This is a genomic window from Chryseobacterium sp. Marseille-Q3244 (assembly GCF_940807095.1).
GTDB lineage: Bacteria > Bacteroidota > Bacteroidia > Flavobacteriales > Weeksellaceae > Chryseobacterium.
Window position 1 is genome coordinate 1 of record NZ_CALNWX010000026.1, and the last position, 25,363, is coordinate 25,363.

The following is a 25,363-nucleotide window of genomic DNA, read 5'->3' on the forward strand; positions in this document are numbered from 1 at the left end:
AATTTCCCTGAATAATATAATTTTTTTCTAATAATTTTCTTTCAGGTGTATTGGAATTATCCGGCTGAAACCAAACTTCAATCCTGCTTCCATAATAGTCTCCCCAATCTCCTTCTTTCACTGTAAAATCTTTATCGTCACTTGAAAATTCTTTCAATTCATCATTGGGATTAAAAACCTCTCTCATCGATTGTTTTTTAATTTCTTTTTCAGAAAGAATCCTGTTGGTATTAAAATCATACACTCTTAAATAGATCTTGCCTTTTTCTATTGTATTCAGGAAAACATCATATTTATAAGTTCCGGGTTGTAAATAATCATAGATAAGAATATCTGGTTGGGTAACTTCTACAAGTTCTTTCTCATCTGAGAATAATTTCAAAGGCATTGAAAATTTTGCATTCTTAGGATTTTTAATATCATTATGATAAGGCTTATAAGGACTTTTAGGCGGATAAAAAGCGAATAGTCCACCAATGATAAAAAACATAATAAAGCTTAAAAGGCATTGCCAAAGACCGTTTTTAAATTCTTCTTTTTTGAACATCCTCGAAATTCCCAATATAAAGCTTACTCCAGCAACCAGAAATGGTAAAGCCGAGAAAAAATTCCATGTAAAACTGCTGATTGGTAAAATAAGGATGAGTACCCAGCAGAAAATTCCTATAAATAATGTGAGTAAAGAGGTAAAATACCATCTCCAGTTTAATGCTCTAAATACGACTTCTTTTATCATAATTTGCTTATAAGTTTTTTCTTCTGCTCATTAAATTCTTCTTCGCTCAAAATTCCACTTTCTTTTAACCTTCCCAATTGTTCCAATTGATCTAAAACAGTGGGTTCAGCTTTATGAAAATTTTCTTCAGGACGGGACATGAAGTCTCTTACCTTTTCACAAAAAAGTTCAGCATGGTATCTTCCTACTCCATCAATCTCTACAATGTCATCAGTAACCTGAATATCTATAGAAGCCAGCAATAATGCAGTTTCATACTGTATTGAACTTATTTTGCTATAAGAAAAGTCTTCTACTTTCAATCCGTACATGAATTCCTTATCTACAAAGATCAGTCTTCTGTCTGTAGCTACTAAAATGATATGATGATTGTTTATTTTATTTCTGCCTTCAACGAGGTAAACAATTTTTTCTTCTTTTGAGATGATATCCGGTAATTCCCGGATTTCTTTTCTGGCAAATATGGTAGGGCTGATATCCAGATTTTCAAGTTCTTCTCTTATTTCGTCGAGTCTTGACTTTTCACTCATAGCTATAGTTTATGGGTCTAAATTACTATTTCTTAGGAAAATAATAATTTAATTTGATTAAAAAATTACACCTGAGAAGGAATTACAATGGAAGAGTGTAAGCAATACACTTTCCAGCCTAAGGTTTCGTACAGCCGTTTTCCTTCTTCTGTTGCGACCAGAAGATTATTTGAAAACCCTTTCGACAAAGCGATCTTCTCAAGTTCTTTCAATAAAAAAGAAGCAAGCCCTTTCCTTTGGTGATTTTTTTCGGTAATAATCCTGTCATAAACGGCAACACTATCTATAAGTGAAACACGACCTATAGAAGCCTGTTCACCATTCTCTGCTACAATCCTGACAACAAAAGTTGTATTATACTCAGAAAACTCTAAGTGATATCCTTTTGCAAGACTGATTTTGGGAAAACTCATCGGATGAAAGCAGGTCATCAAATACCCTTGTGCCTGTAATTGCCATTTTTCAGGAATATCCCCTATAAACCGATCAGGAGAGGTACTTACTTTCAGATAAATCCAGGGCTCATCAATTGACCGGGCAAGTTGAAAAAAATCTTCATTAAGGTCAGGAAATACGTACCGTTCTTTTTGTTTTTCATCTCCCACAAATACATTGAATCCAGACTTATATTGAACAGGAAAAGATACTTCTCTTGATAAACACCATCCTTTAAGCCAGTTTTCTACTATTTCCGTTTTATCCTTCATGATTGGGTGTTAAGAGTTTTATTTTAATTGTTCCAGCAGCTTTCTTTTTTGTTCTGTAAACTCCGTATCGGTAAGAATACCATTTTCTCTCAGTTTTCCCAATTTTTCCAACTGCTCAAGAATATCAAGGGAGCGTGTTGCGTTTGCAGCTGCATTTGTATTTACGGGATTTGTCTGTTGCTGAAGTTGCTGTATCGGGTTATTATAGATAGGTCTTATAATATCATAGAACTTTTCTGCATCTTCTTTATCCATAAAACATTCAAACTCTACCACTCTTTCATCAAGATGTAATTTTATGATTGGAGATCTCGGATCTGTTACAAAACTTATTGACTTGATCGTTTCATTGGGATAATCGTTGATTTTGGCTGTCCCAAACATTGCTTTTGAAACAGAGATCATTCTTTTGGAAGTTGCCACCAGGATTCCTGCAGCCAGTGTATTAACAAACTGAGCATCTGTAATACCAATGATTTTCTCCTCCTCAGAAATAAGATAAGGCAGTTCTTTGATTTCACCTTTGGTAAATACAGAAAGACTTGCATTCAGCTTTTCCAACTCTGTTTTTATCTTCTGCTTTCTCCTTTTATATACTTCTTTAGAAATATTTTGAGCCTCTTCTTCCACAGTCATAGGAAGATTTTCTTGTGTTATAGCAAGTGAATTCTGTTCTGAATTTTTATCCTGAATGATACGGTGAATATCATCAATATTGAACTGATTAAGGTTATATAATACTTCCTGATTGATGTAGCTTATTTTATCTAAACATTTATTGCATAAAACACCACCATCCGAAAGCTTATTTTCTCCCAGAAGCGTATCCATAGAGGTTAATTCTGTATTACATAATGAACAAGTATTACTCATTTCTTCTTCTTTTATAATTTATCCAAAAGCTTTTTCTTTTGTTCTGCAAACTCTGCCTCTGTTAGAATTCCACTTTCTTTGAGTTTACCCAATCTTTCCAATTGATCAATAATAGTTCCCGAATCTGTCTTATTTGTATTGTAGACGTTTTCCTGCACCAAATCCGGAATTATTTGAGAAAATGCATGTAATGGGCTAGGGTCTGCTCTGAATTCATTTTCAGAATAGTTTGTATTATTATTTTTGATATTTAAAAATGCTCTTCCGTCACTTTTATTATGCAGCTTAAATTCTACAGCACCACCCTTTGTATTGACTCTTAACACCGAGTACAAAAGATTTTCCACCTGATCCAGAGAGATAATATCCTTGTGGTTATATTCATTTTTCACCACTCCACCCAGGAATTTTTTATCCATGAAAATCACCCTCCATTGGGTTGAAAAAATAATTCCTTCCCTCTTATTATGAAGATTGATACATTCTGCAATCGCAATCAAACGTTCACCCGGATCCAGGACTTTATCCAGTTCATTTACTTCTTCATTGGCTAAAACACTCAATCTGGCTTTCAGGGCTACAATCTGGTCTTTTATTTCGTCTAGTCTGGTGGGAGCATCATATTCATAGTTGCCCGTTCCTGAGGATGGAATTCCCGGACTCTGGCTCCCATCAATTTTGCTTTTAAGAAACATTCCTGTTATTTCAGCAAAATAGAACTGATCCAAATTATTGATAAGATCTCTATTGATAGTAACTGCTTTAGTAAAGCAACCGGCACATAGATAACCGCCATCTGCAAGTTTATTTTTCCCAACAAGCATATCCGTAGACGTCAGCGGAGTTCCGCATAATGCGCAAATAGTATTCATCTGGTTTTAAGTTTTAAATGGTATGGACTAAAACAGTTTTAATCTGTTTTTTTGTTCTTTCAGTCCAAATTACAAATTTTGATTCTATATTTACCCTCAAAAATATTCAAATCTTCTTGTTTTTCAGATATTTTTTTCTCCTATTCTTGAAATTTACACTCTCATTCAAAAAAACGGCTCAGGGTTTTGGAACCCTGAGCCGTTTTGATTATATTTTTATCCTATTTTATCCTAAAAACTCATTCAAAGAAACAGTCTTCTGCTCTCCGGCTTCAAGATTTTTAAAGGTAACCGTATTATTTTTAAGTTCTTCTTCCCCTAAGAAAACAAGATTTTTAATTCCTTTTTTCTCGGCATAGGTAAACTGTTTGTTGATTTTTGCACTTTCAGGGTATAGTTCTGCTGAAATACCTTTTGCTCTCAACTGCATAATTAATTTCAGAGCTTCTGTAGTTTCTTCACCTCCAAAATTAGCAAACAGATATTCTATTTTAGAAGAAGCTTCTTCAGGGAAAAGGTTCAGCTCTTCCATTACCAGATAAATTCTGTCTAACCCGAACGAAATACCAATTCCAGGGATATTTTTAACCCCAAACACTTCTGTAAGGTTATCATATCTACCACCTCCACCGATGGAACCCATTGCTACTTCATCAGCTTTTACTTCGAAAATAGCTCCGGTATAATAATCAAGACCTCTTGCCAACGTAATATTGAATACAAGATTCTGCATATCAACTCCAAGGTTCAGAGATTGTGTAAGAACAAATTCCAACTCCTCTACTCCTTTCAATCCGATCTCATTGCCTTTGAATTTTTCTTTTAGCTGAAGAAGATTTTCCAGTGCATCATCAGACTGACTGAATAAGAAGTCTAATTTATCAATAGATTCCTGAGAGATTTCTCTTTCTAATAATTCCTTAACCACTCCCTCTTTTCCAATCTTATCCAGCTTATCCAAAGCGACAGTAAAATCGATCAGTTTATCCGTAATCCCTGCATATTCAGCTAGCCCGGAAAGAATTTTTCTGTTGTTCATGTGAATCGTCACAGGTACTTTCAGATCAGCAAATGATTTCAAGTATAATTGAACAAGATCCACTTCCTGCAATAAGCTTTCACTTCCTACAACGTCTGCATCACATTGATAAAACTCTCTGTATCTTCCTTTCTGAGGTCTATCTGCTCTCCATACCGGCTGGATCTGGAAACGCTTGAATGGAAATGTTAATTTCCCATGATTCATCGCTACAAATCTTGCAAAAGGTACGGTAAGGTCATAACGAAGCGCCTTATCTGTTAAGCTTTCTGCACTGAAAGGCTTCTCCAATGCTCTTTGGAAGTCATGAAGCATTTGATGTTTTTTATCCTCCTTGGCTTCATTAATGCTTGAATTGAGGATTTTAAAAATCAAGCGGTCTCCTTCTTCTCCGTACTTTCCTGTTAAAGTAGAAAGATTTTCAAAGCTTGGTGTTTCCAATGGCTGAAATCCGAATAATTCGAAATTATTCTGTAAAATACTGATGATATATTTTCTTCTGGAAACTTCCTGCGCCGTAAAATCTCTTGTTCCTTTTGCTAAACTTGGCTTCATTTATTGTATGTCATTTTGATAAGTACAAAAGTAAGGAATTGCAGGGACTTTACACAGCATAAAAAAGCTGAAGAAGCAATCTTCCCCAGCTTTTAAAGTTAATAGGATCATTTATTTTGAAAAATCATACACTTTCAAGGATTTCCAGTATTTCTTCGCCATAATTTTCAATCTTATGCTTTCCGAATCCTTTGATCTCCAGCAGTTCTTCTTTTTTGGCTGGTTTATACTTGGCTACAGAGATCAGCTCTTTGTTGCTGGCAATGAAGTAGCTTGGCAGATTTTGTTCTCTGGCTTTCTCTGATCTCCAAAGCTTCAGGGCATTGAGAATCTTTTCTTCATCAGGATTCAGGAAATCATCTTCTGCAGAATATTTAACAGCCTTTGGTTCTTTCACTGTATTTTTCACCAATTTTGGCTCCTCGAAATACAGAATTACAGACCAATAACATTCATCGTTTACAAAAGCAGTTTCCACTTTTATAATCTCATTACCTTCCAGAAAATCATCTAGCATTTTCTGATCTTTGTAGAGAAGTTCTTCCGGAAGTCTGATCTTAAAAACCTTTACTTTCATCATTTGAGTTTTTAGAATTATTTACCTCCTAACAACAGGATCTCATCTACACGAATTTCCGTAATGTAACGCTTTACGCCATCCTTATCGTCATAAGACCTGTACGTAAGTTTACCTTCAATCGCAATTTCTTTTCCTTTAGGAACATACTTTTCCATAATTTCTGCTACTTTCCCGAAAGCAATCAGATTATGCCATTGCGTCTCTTCTACCTTTTCGCCTTTAGCGTTTGTGTAATGATCGCTTGTAGCTAAGGATACATTTGCTTTTACATTTCCGTTTTCGAAGTTTACTATTTCAACTTCCTTACCTGTGTAACCAATTAATGTTACTTTGTTTCTTAGTGACATAACTTTTAGATTTTAATGATTAATATTTCAGATAAGAGACGTTCACTGTTTTCTCAAATCTCTGTGGCAAAGTTGCAGATCCCACCAAAGCTCAGTCGGTTATAAACTATTTAAATTCGTTTGTAGTCGTTTGTTATCGGATAAGTAAAATTAAAATTGTTTAGCTATCGTTATTTTTTATTGTAAAAAATTTTGATATTGTTTTAAAATAAAAGTGAATAATGGGAACTTACTCAGGAATAATAAATTTTATTTTTGTTGATAAAAATTTCGAAAACCTCTATATTTTATACGTTATTTTTTTGCAAATTTGTAAAAACGTCTAATATGCAAAAAGAAAAACTACGTACAGTAAGAAAGAGAAAAGGTTATACCCAGCAGCAAGTTGCTGATGCTATTGCTACAGATGTTTCTAATTATAGCAGAAAAGAAAGTGGAACTGTAAAAATCATAGAGTCTGAATGGGATAAACTGGCAAAGTTTCTTGAGGTGACAGTTGAGGAAATTTATGAAGAGGAAGAAGCAAAAATAATTATTGAAAATCCTGTTTTTAATGATAATACACAAGCCAATGTTGGGAATAATAATGCTACTATTAATAATGAATTAAGCATAGAAATCATTAAAAACCTACAAGAATATATCAGTCTGTTAAAAGAAGAAGTGGTAAGACTAAAAAAATAAAAACTGTGTAATACAATTATCATTAAAAGATATAAAAGTCAGAATGGAATCTTTCTATTTTGACTTTTTTTTTAAACCAATAATACCTTTAGATTGGGAAAAGATTGGGTTGATTATCCTTGTCAAGGTTTTAAACCTTGACAAGGATAGCTTCAAACTTACAATCAAAATCAATCTTTAACTACAGATGATTCTTATAAGTGACCATGTTATTCAGATTTAAATTATTTTTGCAGTCTGTTTTATACAGCAAAGGTTTTTTGATAATAAGAAAAATGAGTATATGAAGAAGCTGGAGATTAAAAAGAATATTCAAAAGGAAGAGGATAAAAATCTTTCTTTTCGGGTTTTTGATTTAACCAATGACTCTTTGAAAGAGTATGGTAAGCCACACAAAAAAGATCATTTTTTTATTATCGTTATTGAAAATGGGACTTTACAACTGCATATTGAGGATAAGATTCATTTTTTGAAGCCAGGGAAAATCTCTGTGGTATTTCCGGAGCAGGTGCATTTTATTTCTGATATAAGTAATGACCTGAAAGGAAAAATCATTCTGTTTGAAGAAATATTATTCTGTTCAGATATTTTGAAAAACGAGCTGAGTACTTATAATGTCAACCTTTCCACGCAGCTTCATTGTACCGTTTTGTCATCAGAAGACTTTCAGCAAAGTTTATATACAATCTCCATCATCAAAGGAATTTATCAGCATCCAAGCCTTATCAAAAAGGAGCAGGCAAGGTTTCATATCAAAATTTTTCTGTTGGGGTTAATTGAATCTGTTCATGGACTTCATCCTATCTTGCATAAAGAAACACCCGACAAACCAATATATGTTCGTTTTAAAAAATTGTTGAATGAACATTACAAACAATACAGAACGGTTCAATATTATGCGGATGAACTGGCTATTAGCCCGAAAAAATTAAACTCCATTACAAAAAAGCATTGTGGAGAAACGGCCATTCAAGCCATTCATAACCGAATTTTAATAGAGATCAAACGGCAATTGATGTTTTCAGATCTTTCTCATAAAGAAATCGCCTTTGATCTTGGTTTCAATTCACCTTCTGCTCTCAATAAGTTTGTAAAGGCAAAATTGAAGGAAACCCCTACTGCTCTTCAACAGGAATTGGCGCAAATGTATAACACATAATCCTGTTTGTATAACATGGTCCGTCTGGGCTTATCTAATTTTGTCTCATTAAAATCAAACAAAAAAAATGAGCAAATTATTCATTGCAGGAGAAGTTTTCCATGGTGCCGGAAGTCTTTCAGAATTAGCAAATATTAAAGGTAAAAAAGCGGTAATTGTAACAGGAGGAAGCTCAATGAGAAAAAGCGGAACTCTGGATAAGGCGGTCACTTATCTTACAGAAGCAGGAATAGAAGCACAAATTTTCGAAGGTGTAGAAGAAGATCCGTCATCAGCAACTTGTGTGAAAGGAGCTGAAATCATGAAAACATTTGAGCCTGATTGGGTGATTGGTTTAGGAGGCTGTTCTGCCATTGATGCCGCAAAAATCATGTGGGTATTTTACGAATATCCTGATGCCGATTTTGATGCGATGATAAAACCTTTCACGGTTCCTGTTTTAAGAAATAAGGCAAAATTTATCGCCATTCCATCCACAAGTGGTACAGGAACTGAAACTACAGGTCTTGCTGTAATTACCGACAGAGAAAAAGGGGTAAAATATCCAATCGTTTCTTATGAATTAACACCGGATATTGCTATCGTAGATGGAGAAATCTGTGCTTCAATGCCTGCCCATGTGACTTCCAATACGGGGCTTGATGCATTGACTCACTGTGTGGAAGCTTTTGTTTCCAATATTGACAATAATATCGCAGATGCGCTTTCAAAAGGAGGTCTTGAGATTGTTTTTAACAATTTAAAAGAAGCGGTAGAAAATCCAAACAATATTACAGCCCGTCAGAATATGCATGATGCTTCTTTTATGGCAGGTTTAGCTTTCAATAATGCATGGTTAGGAATTGTTCACTCATTATCTCACCAGGTTGGAGCTTTATACGGAATTCCTCACGGAGCATCTAATGCTATTTTCCTTCCTAATGTTATCCGTTATAACGCTCAAGCTACAGAACGTTATCCTGATTTAGCCAGAGTTATTGGTAAAGAAACAGCTGAAGATCTTGCGCAGGCCATAGAGGCATTACGTTTAGAGGTTAATAATCCATCAGCCATAAAAGAATTTGGAATTTCAAGAGAAGATTGGGACAAAAATATTGATTATATCACGGCTAATGCACTTGCAGATCCTTGTACCGGTTTCAATCCTAGAGTTCCTTCTTTAGATGAATTAAAGTCAATTTATAATGCTTGTTATGAAGGACTTGTTTACACTGAAGAATTGGTGGCAGGATAATTAATTTTGGTAATTATATACAATTTTACACTAATGCGGTTATCTTATTACTATGACTCTGTCATTCTGAATACAGACTGAAGGTCTGCGAACGTAGTTCAGAAGTGAAATGAAGAATCTAAGCGATATTATGAGATTCTTCCTTCGTCAGAAATCGAGTATTTAACGTAGTCAATGACAGTGACGTAAAATTGTATATAGCCACTATAATTTTATATTTAAATTTTAGCATACAAAAAGCAGGAAGTCTGATAAACTTCCTGTTTTTGCTATTCATTACGCTCTCTGTTTTAAATTTTCTCACATTCAATGATGCTTTTCGCTTCTGTACCAATCTGAACAAGCCTGCTGAATTGTAATCCTGATTTTTCCAAAAGAACTTTAAACTCACTCAATGTTCTTTCTCTTCCGGTAAGACAAGCCAGCATTACAATATCCAAAAGTTTGGCAATATGAGGCTGATTTAGAGAATCATCAGGAATAACGGCATCTATAATCAATAGTTTTGCTCCTTTTGGCATTGCATCATAGCAAACTTTTAAAATCTGAATACATTCCTCATCATTCCAGTCATGGATAATCCATTTCATGGTATATAAATCTGCTCCTTCCGGAACTTTTTCAAAAAAACTACCGATGGCAACAGAACATCTTCTTTTTAAATTTTCGGGGATAAGTTCCACAGTCTTTCCGATCACATTTTCTTCATCAAAAATAATTCCTGAACTATCGGGAGCAGCATCCAGGATAGTATACATCATCACTCCATTTCCTCCGCCTATATCTACTAATTTTTTATAGGGACTGAAATCATAATTTTCCATAATTCCTTTTAGCTCCGTTCCTGACATTCCGGTCATCCCTTTTCCGAAGTTTTCCCCTATTTCCGGATATTTTTTATAGTAAGCCCAAAGAGGCATTCTGTGAATATGATCAAAAGGGATTTCACCTGTCTGAACAGCGTAGGTAAGCTCTCCATACGCAGGAAAATGTTCTTTCATTATCGTAAGTACAAAATTCTTTGCTGTTCCTGGCACATCAGTCTGCAATGCTGCCCCAAAATCATTTAATGCAAAGATTTGGTTCTCTGATTCTTCAAAAATACCCACACTGCTTAATGCTCTCATGATTCTATACAATGCTTTTTCATTGGACTGTATTTCTTTTGCCAGCGACGAAATTGTTTTCGGGCCAGCTGCCAAATGATCTGCAATGTTTAATTCTGCGGCTGTCTTTACACAGCCGGCAATCCACACACCACCTAATACTTGAAACATCTTCAAGGTAAATTCAGGCTTTACGGGTTGTTTTTTCATAGAAATAGTTTTTAATTGAAATTAAAGTTTACAATATCATAATTCAATAATAAGTGAAATTATGATTTTATTCATAACTTACTGACATTTAAATAAAAAAAACAATTATAACCACTAGCTTATGTAAAAATTTATCAAAGAAATTATTTAAATTAGTCTTCATTGTTCAATCAAAACTCCATTAGAGATGCAGAATCGTTTTAAAAACATTGCAAAAGCAGGACTGTTTGTCCTATGTTCAAATTTTTCATATGCTCAAAAAACATATACCCCTGTTCCCCAATCTCAATTTGACTTAAGTGACTTTAACCTTCAGCTTCCTATTGAGAAAAACAATTCTATAACCATAATTAAAGGAGCAGATATTCCTAAGTTTTCTTCCGAGAATTTTTATTTTTCACCAGAGGACAGGAGCATCCGTCTTTTTTGTTCTTCCGATGGCAAAACTACTCAGGGATCTCACTACCCCAGAACAGAACTACGACAAATTAGCGAATGGCATTTTGAAAACCAACATCATTTACAGGTTAAAATGGCGGTATTAAAGCAGCCTGGTACGGGAAAGATAATCATTGGACAGATTCATGGTAATTCCAAGGGAACAGAAGCTGTAAAAATCTGGTGGAATAATGGTAACCTTCAGGTTGGTTTCAAAAAAGAAGTTGATGATAAAGAACAACGCATTACTCTTTTGAAAAACATTCCTTTGGGACAAGTATTTGAATACTCTATTGAACAAAACAACTTAAATATTCAGGTAAAAATAAACCAACAAACGACTGTATTTAGCCTTGGAAATAGCTGGAAACAGGAATCAGTTTATTTTAAAGCCGGGAATTATCTGCAAGACAATAAATTTCCGGTAACCTCCGGTACTGTGGCTATTTATCAAATTAAAACAAACAGCTAATCTGAAAGACCGGTTAAAGCCTGGTAATAATTTTTACTCTTGAAGGCTGCAATCTCCATACTATCCATTTACAAACGGATAATTCTGTATCTTTGTACTATCATCAAAAAAGAAGACAACCTCAATGAAGAAGACGATAAAAAGAACGTTCAGAGTTTCGAAATATGTGATCTATAAGGAAACACTGGTTGATTACAAGGAGCATTTCTGGTCATTCTTAGGTGCTTTTTTCGGAATTGGACTGATTGCTTTTATACAGTCTCATTCTTTGGCACAGACAGAAAACATATTTCTGATCGGTTCTTTTGGGGCTTCCAGTGTTCTGATTTATGGAGCCATTCAAAGTCCGTTAGCACAACCTAGAAATTTGATAGGTGGGCATGTACTTTCAGCATTAGTAGGGGTTACAGTGTATCAAATTGTACCGGATATTATATGGATTTCTGCTCCATTGGCTGTGGCTTTTTCTATTGTATTGATGCAATACACAAAAACCCTGCACCCGCCAGGTGGAGCAACAGCTCTTATTGCGGTAAGTTCAACCGGAAAAATTCCGGAATTAGGCTATTGGTATGTTATCTCTCCGGTTCTTTCGGGGTGTATTATCCTGTTGCTTGTGGCTTTGTTTTTTAACAATATAACGCCCAACAGAAGCTACCCTTCTCACAGCAGGTTTATAAGATTGTTAAGAAAAAAACATGCTCACGGGCACAAAATGAAAAAGTAAAAACGTATGAATTGTCTGGAATGTGGCGAAAAAATCATTGGGAGGTCTGATAAAAAATTCTGCAACGACGCCTGCCGGAATGCCTATAACAACAAGCAGAATAAAGATTCTACAAATCTGATGCGGAATATCAATAATAAACTCCGCAAAAACTACCGTATTCTCGTAGAAGTCAATATAGATGGCAAAACAAAGATTGCTAAATCCAAATTGGAAAGTCTCGGTTTTGATTTTGACTATTTCACCAATCTAAAGGTTTATAAAAACGGTTCTGAGTACAAGTTTATTTACGATTATGGCTATAAACTTTTAGAAGAAGACTTTGTTTTGATTGTTAAAAATCAAGCATAATCAACACCCCACCACAAAATATATCATTATGAAAGAAATTGTTTTGATTACCGGAGCAAACGGTTTGATTGCAAAAGAACTGGCAAAAAAAATCAGCAATGATTATGAGGTAAGGTTTCTTACCCGGAAAAAAAGACAAGCAAATGAATATGAATGGGATCTTAAAAAAGGAACCATTGACGAATCTGCTTTGGAAAATGTTTCCCACATCATTCATCTCGCAGGCGCCAATATTTCAGAAAAGCGCTGGACAGCAGAAAGAAAAAAAGAACTGATTGCCAGCAGAGTGGATTCTGCCACATTGCTAAGAAATGCTTTAAGAAAAAAAGAAATTAAACTTAAATCTTTTATTTCAGCTTCAGGAATCAATTTTTACGGAACCAAGACTACAGAAAAAATATTTTCGGAAAATGATCCGCCAGGACATGACTTCCTTAGTGAAGTTGTAGTGCTTTGGGAAAGAGCTGCCGATCATTTTAAAGAACACAACCTTGCAGACAGAATTGTAAAAATCCGGACTGCCGTTGTTCTTTCTGAAAAAGAAGGAGCTTTAAAGAAAATGCTTCCTCCAATACAATATGGCATCGGCTCTGCTTTGGGGAACGGTAAACAATATATGCCATGGATTCATATTGAAGATATCTGTTCCGTTTATGAATTTGCATTAAAAAATACAGGTTTCCATGGTGCCTATAATGCTGTTTCACCTCAGCATGCTACCAATGCTGAGTTAACCCAAAAGATTGCCGAGGTTCTTAAGAAACCTCTGTTTATGCCCAATGTTCCAGCTTTTGTTTTGAAGATGTTATTTGGTGAACTGGCAAGCGCAATTTTGGAAGGTTCCAGAGCTTCTTCACAAAAAATACAGAATGCAGGGTTTCATTTTAAGTTTCCTGATCTGAAAGATGCTTTAAGAGATTTATTAAAAACTCAATAACTTTATATATCTAAAGAATTCAAACAACACTATGCAAAATCCTAATATTACTATTTTAAAAACAGATATTTTATCAGACAACTGGTATACTTTAAACAAAGTTACTTTTACGGTTCGCAAAAAGGACGGAACTACGGAAACTCAAAGCAGAGAAGCTTACGACCGTGGAAATGGAGCTGTTATTTTGCTTTATAACAAAATTTCTCATACGATCATCCTCACAAGACAATTCAGGTTACCCACTTATATTAATGGAAATGCATCCGGAATGCTTATTGAAGCCTGTGCCGGGCTTTTAGACAATGATAATCCTGAAGATTGTATCAAAAGAGAAACGGAAGAGGAAACAGGATACAAGATTTCTAAAGTTGAAAAGGTATTTGAAGCCTATATGTCTCCCGGTTCCGTAACGGAAATTCTTCATTTTTTCATCGCTGAATATTCCAACGAAATGAAGATTAATGATGGTGGCGGTCTTGAAGAGGAAGGAGAAAATATTGAAGTGCTGGAATTATCTTTTGATGAGGCTCTTACTATGATTGATACCGGAGAGATTAAAGATGCAAAGACAATGATGCTGTTGCAGCATTTGAGGATTAAGGGGATTTTGTAAAACTTTTTCTACACAAAGTAAAAACACAATATACATTTCTGATAACCGTTTGATTTTTTTTTTAATAATTATATTTAAATCATGAATAACTTATCAATTCTTGAGCATGTAAAAATTGCCATTAATCCTCAATTTCAGGACTGGGTTCTGTTTAAAAACGACACATATATTATTTTTGATGATGTTAGTAATGTTGAAAATGTACGGGATGAAGCAATCAAACTAATGAAAGAATTCGGACCTGTATTTGCAGGAGGCTCTGCCGGAGACTTCAATGTTATTCATTTGAATTTTACAGAAAGCTGGCTTGTTTCCGGACATGGATATGGCATGTATACTTATGTACATCCATCAGAGCTGGATCATGAAACACCTAATGATCTGGAAATAGGCTTATACGGAAGATCAAAGCGAAATAGCGATGGTGAAAATCCTGAGATCGTGTATATAAACACCAGTGAAAATTCATTGTAAAACAAAAAAAAATCAATTTATAACTAATAAATATGCTTCAGGACCAAATTACCCTAAAGAACCGCTATAAAGATTTCATTAAAAAAGTAATTGAAACAGAAATAGTATATGGTTTAAAAGATGATAAAGGATACGCAACCTCCTACTCCAACGATTTGGAATATGATGATGGTGAACCCGTACAAATTATTTGCTTCTGGTCATATGTAGCAAGGGCAAAATCTTGCGTAGACAAAGAATGGAATCGTTATGAAGCATCTTCCATTCCTCTTAATGAGTTCCTGGAAAACTGATGCCTGGGAATGAATAGTGATGGTTTGCTTGTAGGCGTTAATTTTGATATCAATCTATTTGGCTACGAAGCGGAGCCCTTAGAGTTAGCGCTTGCCATTATTGAAGAGCTTACAAAAAACAATAAATCTGTGATCTTAAGAAAATTCAACGATCTTGAAGATATGGAAACCCAGATAAAAGAGGTATTAAAGGATTAAAAAACAGATTCATGATAAAATCATTGGGAATAAAGATTGCTAAAATTATAGCAGTGTTTTCTGTTTTTATTTTCAGTATTCTGATGCTGAAAACAATTTCCCAATATACTTCTCTTGATAAAACGATAGGATTTCTTGCCTTTAAACAACAAGTAGTCAATAATCCGTATTGGATGGCTTTTTTCTATATCCATATCTTTTCAATAACACTTTGTCTTTTAGCTGGATTGACTCAATTTTCTGCCCAATTCCTGAGAGAAAACAGAAACTTACACAAAATCATTGGAAAAGTTTACGTGTATAATATTCTTATTATCAATGTTCCGGCATGTTTTGTATTGGGATTATTTTCGAATGGCGGATTGATAGGAATTACAGGATTTCTGATTCAGGATATTCTTTGGGCTTATTTTACGGTAGCTGCTGTCCTTACTATTAAAAAAGGCAATATTATCAGGCATAAAAACTTTATGATTTTAAGCTATGCCGTGACAACAACGGCCATCACTTTCAGAATTATTAAGAATCTGTTTTATAATGAACAACAGCATGATTATGAGCTATTCTACGGCATCAATGTATGGCTTGCTCTTGCCATCAATCTGCTGATTGCCTATTATTTTCTTAGAAGAAATTTCCACTATCGTCCTAAATAGACATTCGTAAAGAAAATATAAAGACTAATACAGGATATCAGAGCAAATGATCCTATAAAGATTAAAGTATTCAACAGTTTTCTATATCTATAGTTTTGAGTCCAGCGGTTACAAAAACGTACAATTACCTGGGAAACTGCCGCAAAAATTACAATGACAAAGATTAAAAACAGAATGACAATAAGGTAAATCCAATCAAAATGCATAGAATGATATTTATATAAAAATGGGTATTTAAAATTTAATTATTATCTGGATAGATCAAGATTTGCAATGAAAACATAAAGGCTAAGGAATGATATGAGAAGGAATGATCCGATAAAGATCAAAGTATTAAAAAGAACTTCATACTTGTGCTTTCGGGTCCATCGATTGCAGAAATGCATGATCAGATAAGAAATCCCACCCAATATGGCAACAATAAAAATGAGAAAAAAGTAGATCATAAGCCTATCATTAATTCATGTAAATCTATTATTTTAAAATTAAAAAAAGAACAGGAAGCACAAATATCCCCAATTCCAGCTATAAAATAATACTAATTAATAACCTACAAATCCTGATATTTGTAAAGTATTAGTGTTTCAAAACAAAAGTCATGAAGATTAAGAATATAGACCACATTGTATTAACTGTAGCAGATATCAGTAAAACCATAGAATTTTACACTGAGATCATGGGGTTTGAAGCGGTAACCTTTGGTGACCACCGAAAAGCCCTCACTTTTGGAAATCAAAAGATCAATCTTCATCAAAAAGGACATGAATTTGAGCCTAAAGCAAAAACTCCTACCTGTGGTTCTGCAGATCTTTGTTTTATTGCCCAAACGGATATTCATGAGGTGATGGCCGAATTGAAACAGAAAAATGTGGAGATTATTGAAGGCATTGTAGACAGAACGGGTGCTGTAGGAAAGATAAGATCTATTTATTTCCGTGATCCGGATCAAAATCTCATCGAAGTGAGCAACTATTCTTAAGTTAATAACCGCGAATACACCAATAAAATAATTCTACGTTAGCCTATAAGCCTATGTCTCTATGTGGTAAAAAGATTGAACCACATAGAGACATAGAATATCATTATGAATGGTGTGATTTTAAAAAGTTGTTATCATACATCCATCTCGTTATCTTCACCAAATGCTTTCCAGTACTGATATTTTTCAGGATTGGCAAAGGCAGGATCGTCCTTATAGAAATATAAAAGCCTGCTCAATGCTGTAGGATAATAGCCATGTTCCAGAGATTTTTCATAGTATTTGATTGCTTTTTTAGGGCTTACCTTCATACCTAATCCTTCGTCATACATAATTCCGTAATAAATATCGGAATAAGTCCCTTCAGTATCTTTTCTTAAATAACGTTGAAGATTGGCATAATCCCCTTTCTGATAGTAGATTTCAGCCAATTTCTCATCATTATAATAGAATTTCTTTTCTGCCTGTTTATAGTAGTCTAATGCAAGATCATAATCCAGTAACACATACTCTCCATAAAAATACAGAAGGCCCAGATTCTGCATCGCCAGGCCATCTCCTAGTTCTGCAGATTTTTTGAAGCACTTTAAGGCCTTTTTAATATCCTGAGGATAACCAACACCACTCTGATAATGATATCCAAGGTTATTCCAGGCAATGGGATGGTCCTTTGAAGCTGCTTTTTCATAGAGCGCAAGTCCTTTCTCTAAATCATAAAATTCAGGATAATCGCCATGGACAAAAATATATCCAAGTTCCACCATCATATCTGTATTTCCTCGGTTTATTCCTATTGTATAAAGTTTTACAGCTTCTTTAATCTTTCCTTCCTTAGTATATTCTCCGGCTTGTGACATTAGGGTATCATCGTCAAAATATTCCTCGTAGCCGGAACCTTTTCTTTCCGTCCATCCTTTATAAAAATCAAGAAAATACTTTTGATCTTTTCCCCGCAGGTTATATCTTTTTTCATATAAAGCTCCCAGCTGATGATCAGAAACCTGATGCAGCTTTCTTCCGGTATCAAGAATAAACATCTCATTTCCTTTATAAAGACAAAGCATCTGCTTATCATAATCTATTCCTTCACCGATATAATCGTAAATACCGCTTTGAGTTTCTGTTTTCTGGTCAAAATAGAACATTCCGTTTGAGGTAGTAACCCGGAAAATCTCTTCTCTACAAGATTCTATTTTCTTATATTCTTTAGAGGAAGGGAGCAGCCAACGGTCTTCAGCAGCATTATACAACCCCCAGCCATTTTCATCAGACATCAGGAACACATTCTTCATAAACTGAGTATACCAATCTCTGTGGATATTTTCAATGGTATGTTCTTTCAATCTGAATTCTTCTGATTTTATATCATATATGTACCACTCTTTAGCTTTTTTGTAGGGAAAAGAAGTATAATAATCATTCAAAATCATCAGGATATCTATATCAGTATCCAGAATACTTCCATCTGATTTTATAATGCTGGTTTTTTTCTGAAATTTATTGGGTTTTACCCAATAATACCCTTCACCAATTTCAATTAATACCTCTTCGGGATGCTCTCCCAGGAAAATACCTTCAAAGGTATAAAAGGCTCTCTTGGAAGTTCCTTCCAGCCTACGATAAAGCAATCCAGAATAATTAAATTCAAAAGGCTCATCAAAAGATTCTGCAATAACCGGTTTATTGGATGTATCAATGAGACAATATTTCCCTGCTTTTTTAGCGTTAAAAAGGCAGACATGCCTTAACATCTCCAACTCATCATATTCACAGGGGATCACAATATCTCCGTTAGCAATATTAATTAATCCTGATTTCTGATCTACTTCTATCACTCCATAATTCTTATGGTCGATAAAAAGAGAATCATAAACTTCTTCGTAAATGCATTCAACAAGTACTTTCCCGTCATTTCTAAGGTATCCGTACTTACCATTCTTCTGTACTACAGCAATCCCTTCTTCAGTAAAGGCAAATATTTCTTCATAAACTGCCGGAGTGATGATATTTCCTTTTTTATCCTTCAATCCCCAAAGACCATTGTCTTCAAAAGACTCCGAAATATCTTTATACAAATCTTCATTCCAGTACCCAAGACCATAATCAATCCAGTCTGTTTCCAACATCTCTAAAAAGGATGTATAGCCACTTCTGACTACAATTTCTTTTTCCAGCCATTCCAGATTCTGTTTAGAGATTGCTTTATCATATAGCCTGCTCTTCTCCTTAATTTGCAGTACCCAGTCTTTGGCCTGATCGGAATGCTTTTCTTCACTCATATTGAAGACGTCCCATCCATTGATCATAAAAGTATCATAAGGAAGATCATCCAACATTTCAAACATTTTGTTGACAGGCTCATAATATACCTTTTTGTAAAGCAGCTGATAGTGTTCACCCAACAGTTGATAGAATGATTTAAGTCTTGCTACACCATTTATTTTATCAAAGTACAGCAATTTTCCTTTTGACCTTGGATCGCACGAAAACAGAGGAAAAAGCAAATCCGGGATCACATAATTCCATTCTCCCAAATAGTGCGAATACTGGTCTCCTGTTTTGGAATCCACATTATATACATAAAGGCGGTGTGCCATATTTTTTATTCTTTAGTGATTAAAATCCGAATTTAGAGAACAATCCTGGTTTTTTCCATGAAGCTTTATATTCATCTGCAATAGAATCATAATCTGCCACCGAACGTACCTGATCCAAAATCGCATGTGCTTCTTTTAAGCTTCCGGACTGATATAATACTACAGCTTTTGCCAGCTCAACACTTTCTACAAGGTCATCATAACTCCATTCTTCAGCATTATAAATGGTAATGAATCTATCAGCCAGAGTTAAAGTTTGATCTTTATTATTCAACTTCTCATAAGCTCTAATGCCGTAACTTAACCAAAGTACATATTCTTCAGGAGCCATGGCTGCTTCACACTCATCGTCATATTGGCTAAAAACAGATACTGCTTCCTGATAATTCCCCTGAAGAAAATCGCTTTTAACGATCATATAAATGGTTTTCGCTTTATCAAAAGCATCTAAAACAAATTCTTTTTTATTTTCAAGATATCTTTTCGCTGCTAAGGTTACTTTTCCATAGTTTTCTTCCTCGTTATAAATCTGCATCAGGGCATACTGAGGATTAGCTTCCAGCGGAAAACGTTCTGCGACCTTTTCATAATATGATTTTCTGGTATTTACATTCTCTCCTTCTAAATATTGATATAAAATCCCTTCCAATATACTCTTAGCAGCTTCCATATCTCTGTACTGATGATCTTCAAGTTCCGGATTCTCTAAGGTGTATTGATAAGCATAGGTAAGAACTTCTTCAGCTTCTCTCTGAACATCATTCCATCCCATCATCTCATGAAGCCTAATCTGTTTTGCCCTGTAGTAAAAACTATTAGAACAATAATCATCGGATTCTCCGTAAAGACTGAAATAGTGATTCAGTGCCTTTTCTGCTTCTTCATATTTTCCACCATCCAGCAAAGCATCAATCATGACAAGATGGAGCTCCATAAATTCTGAGTATTTAAGCCCTTCAGAAGCTATTTCAGCAGCTGCCTGATAATCTTCCAGCACCAAATGTTTAATCGCTAAATTATTACAGCACATTGCTCTGGTATGCAGATCATTATAATAATCACTTTCAAATTGGTCTTCTTCAAAATACTTTCGGAATGCTTCATGGGCCTGTTCATATACGATACGACCCACTTTATGCCATTTCAGTTTATCACTTTCATCCTCTAACGCATCTATACACTCATTCAGTAAAACCCCTTCGTTGTAAATATCTGCAGGATAATCGGAAAATACAGGAATTTCAAATAATATCATTCCGTTCAAAAGATATTCTGAGTCTGCTCTTCTTCTCCAGGCCGTAGCGTTAGATGATAATTGCACGGCTTTTTCCAATAAAGGAATAGTTTCAGCATAGCGCTCGTTTTCATATAGGAATGTACCTGCAAAATGATATCCTGAGAACAGTTCTGGATGGGAATTGATAACTTCAAGGGCATGATGGTAGTAAAAATCCGTAGAAACGTTTAGCAGATCATTATAATTTCTTTCTATAATCAGCTGATAATAGAAAACATCAGGATTATTGTATCCGTTTTTAATAAGTTCTGCAAAACGCTGGTGCCATTCTACTAGTTTCTCATGAATATGAAGTGCTGAATTCTCCCCTTTAATGGCCTTCATCATCATCTTCAGTGAAAGGTCGGGCGCATTATTTTCAAACGCAATATCGGCAAGATTGATAAAATCATATTCATTCCGGCTCACGAAAGCAGTATGTTCCTTGGCAATAAGTACTGTAAGTTCCTCTCCTGAAACCATTTTTGTACGGTCTAGTAAATAGATCTTTTTGATCCAGTAAAGCGAGGTATTTTTGTCCCTGATCTCACGGTTGCCAGCATCTGCTTTTTTAGAATAATATATTCCTGCTTCCAGACTGTTCAAAAGTGCCTGATTCTCTTCCAGGGATTCATATATTTTAACCAAAAAATCATAACCATAGCCTACATAATCAGTATCCTCCAGCATACGTTCCGCATAGCCTATAAACTCTTCCTTATTTTCCTGGGTGATATGCTTTTTACTTCTGGCAATCTGCATCAGGGCATATTCATTTCCTAAAGGGTAATCCAGAATGTTGTATAGTGCTTTCTGATTGCTTGGATTTAATTGAAGTATTCTTCTTAAGTAAGGAATAACATGGTCCCTGATGGCATCATAAACCGCTTCATGCCCCTCATCATAAACAATATCGTGATAAGCTACTGCCATTAAAAATAAGACTTCTTCGTCTTCAGGATAAGATAATAGATATTGTTCTCCTTCTGCAATACACTGTTCCAGATCTCCTCTGTAAAACAGTTGCTCTAAATTGTCGTACATTATTAATATTTTATTCTATAATTCAATCATTACATTTCCTTTATGCCCCTGACAGGGTAAAAATTCATGATATGGATGCTGCAAAATATAAAAAACAAAAGGAAAAACAAATGACAACCCTTATAAATCCCGGAAACCAGTGAGTAAATAATTTAATTCTGATTTATTGCCGGATTTGAAATTTTAAGCTTTAATTTTAAGCCCAAATAAAAAATAAGGATTATTCAACTATAACAATATGAAAAGATTATTGACAGGACTTTCATTGGCTCTATCGGTGGTATTGATCGCTCAAAAAATTCCTGCAAAGAAAAGTCCGCTGGTTCTTTACAGTTATCAAACTTCTGGATGTGACGTTAAAGGATACTTTGATCCTTCAAAATATAAGAAAGAAGAAATAGAGGGCACTTACCAACTTTTATCTTCTTTAACCTGGTCTCCGTTTACCTCTCTTATTGTTTTTAATCCTACCAAATTTGATTTGGTTCGCAGCAATAGCCAACAACTTCTGCAACAGACTGAAAAAGAATACCTGGAACGAAAAAAAGAACTGGATGAACTCCAAGTCATAGATCTTCCGATCTGGAAAAAGCAACACGAAGAGGCTCTTAAGCTTTTGGAAAATGAATATCAGCTTAAGAAATCAATTCTTATGGGGTATGCTGATCCACAATCTCTTCTCAACAGTAAATTTTACAACACCTGTAAAGAATATGCAGATGCCATGACAACCAAGGATAAGGAGAAAATGTATTTGGTATGGAAAAGTTTATTTGAACCTAAAAAAGGAGAAGAAACATATTCTGGAACGCTGGAAGCTTTTAATTTTAAATGGAAAGATCCGCGAAAGGATGATTATGCCTTTATTGATCTCATGAATGCTTTCAACAATTGCGCAAACCATAGTTTCAGACCAAAGGCTGATGAGGATAACACTTTATTCAAAACTTTTGAAAAGGTTTTTGTTACTGTAAAAAGGGATTGCGACGAACCTTAAAATTTCAGAAAACGGCCTGTTTAAAGCAAAAAATTAAAATTCTCATTAAATAATAAAAATAACTACATAAAATTGGTTAAATTCTTTAGTTTTCGAATTTAAAGCCTTAATTTTGCACTGAAATTTTAGAAAATTCGGATTCTTTCTACAACTATGCGCATGGAAAAAATGATGGTCGGGCTCTCCCTGGCTTTATCTGCTATTGTTTGGGGGCAAAAAGGCCCGGTAAAAACCAATAATCTGACACCGTACAGCTATCAGACATTCAATTGTGACAACAAGGGATATTTTGATGCTTCCAAATATGAAATAGAGGAAATAGACGGGGTTAATAAACTTTTATACAAGTTTAATGGGGTTCATTTTGATACGAATCCTATTTTTAAACTTTCCAGCCTGGAAGAAGTCCGTAGAAATAAAGAGCAGCATCTTGAAAACCTGGAAAAACAGTACCAGGAAAAAAAACAGGAACTTTACAGCCTTAAAGTCATCAATCAGCCAGTTTGGAAAAAACTGTATGAAAATGCCATACAAACATTTGAGAATGAATATGAGCTGAACAAAGAAGAAATTATCGCTTTTTCCGATCCTACCACGCTTAAAAACAGTAGATTTTACGAAACCTGCAGAGAATCTATTGATGCGATCTCTTCTCCTGACAGAGAAAAAATGTTCGCCTCCTGGAAGGCCTACACTGAGCTTAAAAGTAAGAACAATGCAGATCCACAAGGGGTAATGAACCGTTTTAATGCCAAGTTAAATGATCCTCAAAGCGAAGATTATGCATTGATCGATATGATTGGACTTAGTTTTCATAACTGTGCCAACAGCAGCTTCAGACAAAAGCTTGATGAGGAAAGAAATATGTACAGGGATTTCGACAAAATCTTCACAAAATTGAAGAAAAATTGTGATGAACCTTAATATTAATTGAAAAATTAAAAATTATAATGGCAGTACCCCAATTGGGTACTGTTTTTTTATCTGGAGATCTTTTTCTTTTAATTATTGGAAACGGTTAAGGGAAGGTTAATGTACTGATATTCTTTTGCTGTGGTGTTCAATAGATTTATTTTCGTGAGACTAATACCACTCATATGAAACTCATTTATCTTTTTTTAACAGTATTCGTCAGTACATTTATTTCGGCTCAGAAGGATCCTACAGTAATTCCTTTTTCTTTGGAAAACAATTCTATTTACCTGCATTGTAAAGTAAACAAAACAGAAAACGTCAACTTTTTGTTTGATACCGGAGCAGATGGATCTGTCATTAATATCAATTCAAAGAAAAAAGTAGATCTGAAAATTGACGGAAAGGCTCAAAACAAAGGTTCAAACGGAGTAAATACGGTTGATTATAGTAATCATAATACCGTTCAGTTCGGAAATATCCAGAAAACGGATGTTTCATTTACCCTCATTCCTTATGGGGATGTTAATTTTGATGGTGTTTTCGGAACAGATTTAATGAAAGGAAAGATTATTGAAATTGATTACCACAAAAATGTGATTCGTTTTTTTGATGAAAATGATCCCTCAATTGATTTTGCAGGATACGAGAAAATGAAACTTCATCTCATAGATAATTATCCTGCTGTGGAAAGCTCTATAACCGTTAATGGTAAAGAATATTCCGGGTATTTTGGTCTGGATAGCGGTGCGGATGACGCCCTTACCATTGCTTCTCCTTATGTCAAAAAAAATTCTTTAGCCAACACCATGAAAACGATAGGAAAAGCTACTGCGCAAGGCTCAGATGGTTCTGTTTATGAAATGCCAGTGGTTCTTTGCCCATCCATTACATTTGCTCATAAATTTATTTACAATGTCCCGATTACGCTTTCCAGCTCTACGGAAGGCATTGATTCTTCAGAAAAAATGGCGGGATTTTTTGGTAATGCTTTCTTAAAAAGGTTTAATACGATTATCGATTTTAAGAACGGATTCATTTATTTTAAACTGAACAAACATCTGTATGCGGAGTTTAAATAACTGTACAAGCTAACTCTACAAATTCTATCTGTTTGAAATCATGATAACTCCCCCACTTTACAACACCAAATAAATTAATAATGAATAAGTTATGATATTCTCAATTAAATTCCTTAATTTTGCACCCCGAAAATAAGAATTCAAAATATGAAACGAATAGGTGAACACAGAACACTTCTTGGAGTTGATAAAAATGTAACTTTAAAAGAGTTAAAGACCATTTACAGAAATGTGATGAAAGATACACATCCTGATAAATTTATCAATGATGAAGCAGGAAAACTGGAAGCAGAAGCAAAAAGCAAGTCTGTGATCGAAGCCTATCATTTCCTGGTAAGCATTAATCCTGAAACTCAGGAAAAATATAAAGAAGAATATACAGAAACCATTACTCAATCTAACATTCAGGATTTTTATCTTGAAAAATCGATTTTAACGGTTCTGCATTTGAATGGAAAAACCTATGAATATATGGGAGTTCCGAGAAATACTTACATCAAAATGGTGAATGCTGATTCTCCAAGCCGTTTTGCAAGGAGACACATCTACGGAAACTTTGTATTCAGAAAAGCTGGAGAGGCTATGGCAGACTAATTTTTTTCAATTACAATATATAAAGGCTTTCGGTTTATACTGGAAGCCTTTTTTATTAACTAGACTCAAAATAAAAAATGATTCTAATAGC

The 25,363-nt window shown here is 34.7% G+C and carries 28 protein-coding genes; 17 read left to right on the forward strand and 11 right to left on the reverse strand.

The features are described from left to right. The 8 genes from NBX25_RS23905 to NBX25_RS23940 form a co-directional block, all read right to left on the reverse strand. A partial coding sequence (locus NBX25_RS23905; protein ID WP_123856119.1) for an ABC transporter permease occupies positions 1-736 on the reverse strand: 736 nt, incomplete at its 3' end. Then, positions 733-1,266 carry a PH domain-containing protein gene (locus NBX25_RS23910; RefSeq protein ID WP_123911240.1) on the reverse strand — a complete coding sequence of 178 codons (534 nt, stop codon included), beginning with the start codon at positions 1,264-1,266 and terminating at the stop codon, positions 733-735. The genes NBX25_RS23905 and NBX25_RS23910, both read right to left, overlap by 4 nt. Before the next feature lie 65 nt (positions 1,267-1,331). Beyond that, positions 1,332-1,973 carry a GNAT family N-acetyltransferase gene (locus NBX25_RS23915; protein WP_250255740.1) on the reverse strand — a complete coding sequence of 214 codons (642 nt, stop codon included), beginning with the start codon at positions 1,971-1,973 and terminating at the stop codon, positions 1,332-1,334. Between the two features lie 18 nt (positions 1,974-1,991). Continuing rightward, entirely contained in the window at positions 1,992-2,846 is an 855-nt protein-coding gene (locus NBX25_RS23920; RefSeq protein WP_250255741.1) for a PH domain-containing protein, read from the reverse strand. Between the two features lie 11 nt (positions 2,847-2,857). Beyond that, positions 2,858-3,718, reverse strand: coding sequence for an SHOCT domain-containing protein (locus NBX25_RS23925; protein ID WP_250255742.1), 861 nt, complete (start codon positions 3,716-3,718; stop codon positions 2,858-2,860). A 226-nt stretch (positions 3,719-3,944) separates the two neighbouring features. After that, a complete protein-coding gene (hisS, locus tag NBX25_RS23930; protein ID WP_250255743.1) occupies positions 3,945-5,312 on the reverse strand; it encodes a histidine--tRNA ligase in 1,368 nt (455 codons plus the stop codon). Positions 5,313-5,436: 124 nt separating this feature from the next. Continuing rightward, entirely contained in the window at positions 5,437-5,892 is a 456-nt protein-coding gene (locus NBX25_RS23935) for an HRDC domain-containing protein (protein ID WP_228412790.1), read from the reverse strand. A gap of 14 nt (positions 5,893-5,906) precedes the next feature. Then, positions 5,907-6,239, reverse strand: coding sequence for a single-stranded DNA-binding protein (locus NBX25_RS23940; protein ID WP_250255744.1), 333 nt, complete (start codon positions 6,237-6,239; stop codon positions 5,907-5,909). Between the two features lie 327 nt (positions 6,240-6,566). Between NBX25_RS23940 and NBX25_RS23945 the strand changes: the two genes are divergently transcribed. From NBX25_RS23945 to NBX25_RS23955, 3 genes are all read left to right on the forward strand, one after another. Further along, positions 6,567-6,923, forward strand: a complete 357-nt coding sequence (locus tag NBX25_RS23945) for a helix-turn-helix domain-containing protein (protein ID WP_250255745.1) — start codon at positions 6,567-6,569, stop codon at positions 6,921-6,923. A 283-nt stretch (positions 6,924-7,206) separates the two neighbouring features. Continuing rightward, positions 7,207-8,082: an AraC family transcriptional regulator gene (locus NBX25_RS23950; protein ID WP_123856128.1), complete on the forward strand. Its 876-nt coding sequence runs from the start codon at positions 7,207-7,209 to the stop codon at positions 8,080-8,082. A 67-nt stretch (positions 8,083-8,149) separates the two neighbouring features. Further along, positions 8,150-9,316 (forward strand): iron-containing alcohol dehydrogenase, encoded by a 1,167-nt coding sequence (locus NBX25_RS23955; protein WP_250255746.1) that lies wholly within the window; start codon positions 8,150-8,152, stop codon positions 9,314-9,316. A 290-nt stretch (positions 9,317-9,606) separates the two neighbouring features. On the opposite strand, the gene NBX25_RS23960 is transcribed toward NBX25_RS23955, so the two are convergent. Beyond that, the gene (locus NBX25_RS23960; protein ID WP_250255747.1) at positions 9,607-10,632 is read right to left on the reverse strand and encodes a methyltransferase; all 1,026 of its coding nucleotides are present in this window, start codon (positions 10,630-10,632) and stop codon (positions 9,607-9,609) included. A gap of 187 nt (positions 10,633-10,819) precedes the next feature. Between NBX25_RS23960 and NBX25_RS23965 the strand changes: the two genes are divergently transcribed. The 10 genes from NBX25_RS23965 (at position 10,820) to NBX25_RS24010 (ending at position 16,770) form a co-directional block, all read left to right on the forward strand. Beyond that, a complete protein-coding gene (locus NBX25_RS23965) occupies positions 10,820-11,542 on the forward strand; it encodes a polysaccharide lyase family 7 protein (protein ID WP_250255748.1) in 723 nt (240 codons plus the stop codon). A gap of 124 nt (positions 11,543-11,666) precedes the next feature. Further along, a complete protein-coding gene (locus tag NBX25_RS23970; RefSeq protein WP_123911231.1) occupies positions 11,667-12,269 on the forward strand; it encodes an HPP family protein in 603 nt (200 codons plus the stop codon). 6 nt (positions 12,270-12,275) lie between these two features. Further along, positions 12,276-12,620 (forward strand): hypothetical protein, encoded by a 345-nt coding sequence (locus NBX25_RS23975; RefSeq protein ID WP_123856133.1) that lies wholly within the window; start codon positions 12,276-12,278, stop codon positions 12,618-12,620. A 28-nt stretch (positions 12,621-12,648) separates the two neighbouring features. Continuing rightward, positions 12,649-13,557, forward strand: a complete 909-nt coding sequence (locus tag NBX25_RS23980) for a TIGR01777 family oxidoreductase (RefSeq protein WP_123911230.1) — start codon at positions 12,649-12,651, stop codon at positions 13,555-13,557. 31 nt (positions 13,558-13,588) lie between these two features. After that, a complete protein-coding gene (gene nudK / locus NBX25_RS23985) occupies positions 13,589-14,170 on the forward strand; it encodes a GDP-mannose pyrophosphatase NudK (RefSeq protein ID WP_250255749.1) in 582 nt (193 codons plus the stop codon). An 81-nt stretch (positions 14,171-14,251) separates the two neighbouring features. Beyond that, on the forward strand, positions 14,252-14,644 hold the full coding sequence (locus NBX25_RS23990; protein ID WP_250255750.1) for a hypothetical protein: 393 nt from the start codon (positions 14,252-14,254) through the stop codon (positions 14,642-14,644). Positions 14,645-14,676: 32 nt separating this feature from the next. Then, positions 14,677-14,937, forward strand: coding sequence for a DUF2750 domain-containing protein (locus NBX25_RS23995; RefSeq protein ID WP_250255751.1), 261 nt, complete (start codon positions 14,677-14,679; stop codon positions 14,935-14,937). 9 nt (positions 14,938-14,946) lie between these two features. After that, complete coding sequence (locus NBX25_RS24000) at positions 14,947-15,135, forward strand: hypothetical protein (RefSeq protein ID WP_250255752.1); 189 nt, start codon at positions 14,947-14,949, stop codon at positions 15,133-15,135. 11 nt (positions 15,136-15,146) lie between these two features. Then, positions 15,147-15,791 carry a DUF2306 domain-containing protein gene (locus NBX25_RS24005; protein WP_123911226.1) on the forward strand — a complete coding sequence of 215 codons (645 nt, stop codon included), beginning with the start codon at positions 15,147-15,149 and terminating at the stop codon, positions 15,789-15,791. 598 nt (positions 15,792-16,389) lie between these two features. Continuing rightward, positions 16,390-16,770 (forward strand): VOC family protein, encoded by a 381-nt coding sequence (locus NBX25_RS24010; protein ID WP_250255753.1) that lies wholly within the window; start codon positions 16,390-16,392, stop codon positions 16,768-16,770. A gap of 134 nt (positions 16,771-16,904) precedes the next feature. Here the strand turns inward: NBX25_RS24010 and NBX25_RS24015 are convergent, their stop codons facing one another. Beyond that, a complete protein-coding gene (locus tag NBX25_RS24015; protein ID WP_250255754.1) occupies positions 16,905-19,367 on the reverse strand; it encodes an SEL1-like repeat protein in 2,463 nt (820 codons plus the stop codon). 19 nt (positions 19,368-19,386) lie between these two features. Then, positions 19,387-21,687 carry a tetratricopeptide repeat protein gene (locus NBX25_RS24020; RefSeq protein WP_250255755.1) on the reverse strand — a complete coding sequence of 767 codons (2,301 nt, stop codon included), beginning with the start codon at positions 21,685-21,687 and terminating at the stop codon, positions 19,387-19,389. A 238-nt stretch (positions 21,688-21,925) separates the two neighbouring features. On the opposite strand from NBX25_RS24020, the gene NBX25_RS24025 reads away from it, so the two are divergent. From NBX25_RS24025 to NBX25_RS24040, 4 genes are all read left to right on the forward strand, one after another. Then, the gene (locus tag NBX25_RS24025) at positions 21,926-22,684 is read left to right on the forward strand and encodes a hypothetical protein (protein ID WP_250255756.1); all 759 of its coding nucleotides are present in this window, start codon (positions 21,926-21,928) and stop codon (positions 22,682-22,684) included. 159 nt (positions 22,685-22,843) lie between these two features. Beyond that, entirely contained in the window at positions 22,844-23,608 is a 765-nt protein-coding gene (locus NBX25_RS24030) for a hypothetical protein (protein ID WP_123911221.1), read from the forward strand. Positions 23,609-23,781: 173 nt separating this feature from the next. Further along, positions 23,782-24,678: a retropepsin-like aspartic protease gene (locus NBX25_RS24035; RefSeq protein WP_250255757.1), complete on the forward strand. Its 897-nt coding sequence runs from the start codon at positions 23,782-23,784 to the stop codon at positions 24,676-24,678. Between the two features lie 147 nt (positions 24,679-24,825). After that, on the forward strand, positions 24,826-25,272 hold the full coding sequence (locus NBX25_RS24040; protein WP_068943585.1) for a KTSC domain-containing protein: 447 nt from the start codon (positions 24,826-24,828) through the stop codon (positions 25,270-25,272). The last annotated feature ends 91 nt before the right edge of the window (positions 25,273-25,363 follow it).

What these genes read in the sequence shown, in the direction of transcription:
- NBX25_RS23910 (WP_123911240.1), bottom strand. Translation starts at nt 1,266, where the DNA reads ATGAGTGAAAAGTCAAGACTCGACGAAATAAGAGAAGAACTTGAAAAT.
- NBX25_RS23915 (WP_250255740.1), bottom strand. Translation starts at nt 1,973, where the DNA reads ATGAAGGATAAAACGGAAATAGTAGAAAACTGGCTTAAAGGATGGTGT.
- NBX25_RS23920 (WP_250255741.1), bottom strand. Translation starts at nt 2,846, where the DNA reads ATGAGTAATACTTGTTCATTATGTAATACAGAATTAACCTCTATGGAT.
- NBX25_RS23925 (WP_250255742.1), bottom strand. Translation starts at nt 3,718, where the DNA reads ATGAATACTATTTGCGCATTATGCGGAACTCCGCTGACGTCTACGGAT.
- hisS (WP_250255743.1), bottom strand. Translation starts at nt 5,312, where the DNA reads ATGAAGCCAAGTTTAGCAAAAGGAACAAGAGATTTTACGGCGCAGGAA.
- NBX25_RS23935 (WP_228412790.1), bottom strand. Translation starts at nt 5,892, where the DNA reads ATGATGAAAGTAAAGGTTTTTAAGATCAGACTTCCGGAAGAACTTCTC.
- NBX25_RS23940 (WP_250255744.1), bottom strand. Translation starts at nt 6,239, where the DNA reads ATGTCACTAAGAAACAAAGTAACATTAATTGGTTACACAGGTAAGGAA.
- NBX25_RS23945 (WP_250255745.1), top strand. Translation starts at nt 6,567, where the DNA reads ATGCAAAAAGAAAAACTACGTACAGTAAGAAAGAGAAAAGGTTATACC.
- NBX25_RS23950 (WP_123856128.1), top strand. Translation starts at nt 7,207, where the DNA reads ATGAAGAAGCTGGAGATTAAAAAGAATATTCAAAAGGAAGAGGATAAA.
- NBX25_RS23955 (WP_250255746.1), top strand. Translation starts at nt 8,150, where the DNA reads ATGAGCAAATTATTCATTGCAGGAGAAGTTTTCCATGGTGCCGGAAGT.
- NBX25_RS23960 (WP_250255747.1), bottom strand. Translation starts at nt 10,632, where the DNA reads ATGAAAAAACAACCCGTAAAGCCTGAATTTACCTTGAAGATGTTTCAA.
- NBX25_RS23965 (WP_250255748.1), top strand. Translation starts at nt 10,820, where the DNA reads ATGCAGAATCGTTTTAAAAACATTGCAAAAGCAGGACTGTTTGTCCTA.
- NBX25_RS23970 (WP_123911231.1), top strand. Translation starts at nt 11,667, where the DNA reads ATGAAGAAGACGATAAAAAGAACGTTCAGAGTTTCGAAATATGTGATC.
- NBX25_RS23975 (WP_123856133.1), top strand. Translation starts at nt 12,276, where the DNA reads ATGAATTGTCTGGAATGTGGCGAAAAAATCATTGGGAGGTCTGATAAA.
- NBX25_RS23980 (WP_123911230.1), top strand. Translation starts at nt 12,649, where the DNA reads ATGAAAGAAATTGTTTTGATTACCGGAGCAAACGGTTTGATTGCAAAA.
- nudK (WP_250255749.1), top strand. Translation starts at nt 13,589, where the DNA reads ATGCAAAATCCTAATATTACTATTTTAAAAACAGATATTTTATCAGAC.
- NBX25_RS23990 (WP_250255750.1), top strand. Translation starts at nt 14,252, where the DNA reads ATGAATAACTTATCAATTCTTGAGCATGTAAAAATTGCCATTAATCCT.
- NBX25_RS23995 (WP_250255751.1), top strand. Translation starts at nt 14,677, where the DNA reads ATGCTTCAGGACCAAATTACCCTAAAGAACCGCTATAAAGATTTCATT.
- NBX25_RS24000 (WP_250255752.1), top strand. Translation starts at nt 14,947, where the DNA reads ATGAATAGTGATGGTTTGCTTGTAGGCGTTAATTTTGATATCAATCTA.
- NBX25_RS24005 (WP_123911226.1), top strand. Translation starts at nt 15,147, where the DNA reads ATGATAAAATCATTGGGAATAAAGATTGCTAAAATTATAGCAGTGTTT.
- NBX25_RS24010 (WP_250255753.1), top strand. Translation starts at nt 16,390, where the DNA reads ATGAAGATTAAGAATATAGACCACATTGTATTAACTGTAGCAGATATC.
- NBX25_RS24015 (WP_250255754.1), bottom strand. Translation starts at nt 19,367, where the DNA reads ATGGCACACCGCCTTTATGTATATAATGTGGATTCCAAAACAGGAGAC.
- NBX25_RS24020 (WP_250255755.1), bottom strand. Translation starts at nt 21,687, where the DNA reads ATGTACGACAATTTAGAGCAACTGTTTTACAGAGGAGATCTGGAACAG.
- NBX25_RS24025 (WP_250255756.1), top strand. Translation starts at nt 21,926, where the DNA reads ATGAAAAGATTATTGACAGGACTTTCATTGGCTCTATCGGTGGTATTG.
- NBX25_RS24030 (WP_123911221.1), top strand. Translation starts at nt 22,844, where the DNA reads ATGGAAAAAATGATGGTCGGGCTCTCCCTGGCTTTATCTGCTATTGTT.
- NBX25_RS24035 (WP_250255757.1), top strand. Translation starts at nt 23,782, where the DNA reads ATGAAACTCATTTATCTTTTTTTAACAGTATTCGTCAGTACATTTATT.
- NBX25_RS24040 (WP_068943585.1), top strand. Translation starts at nt 24,826, where the DNA reads ATGAAACGAATAGGTGAACACAGAACACTTCTTGGAGTTGATAAAAAT.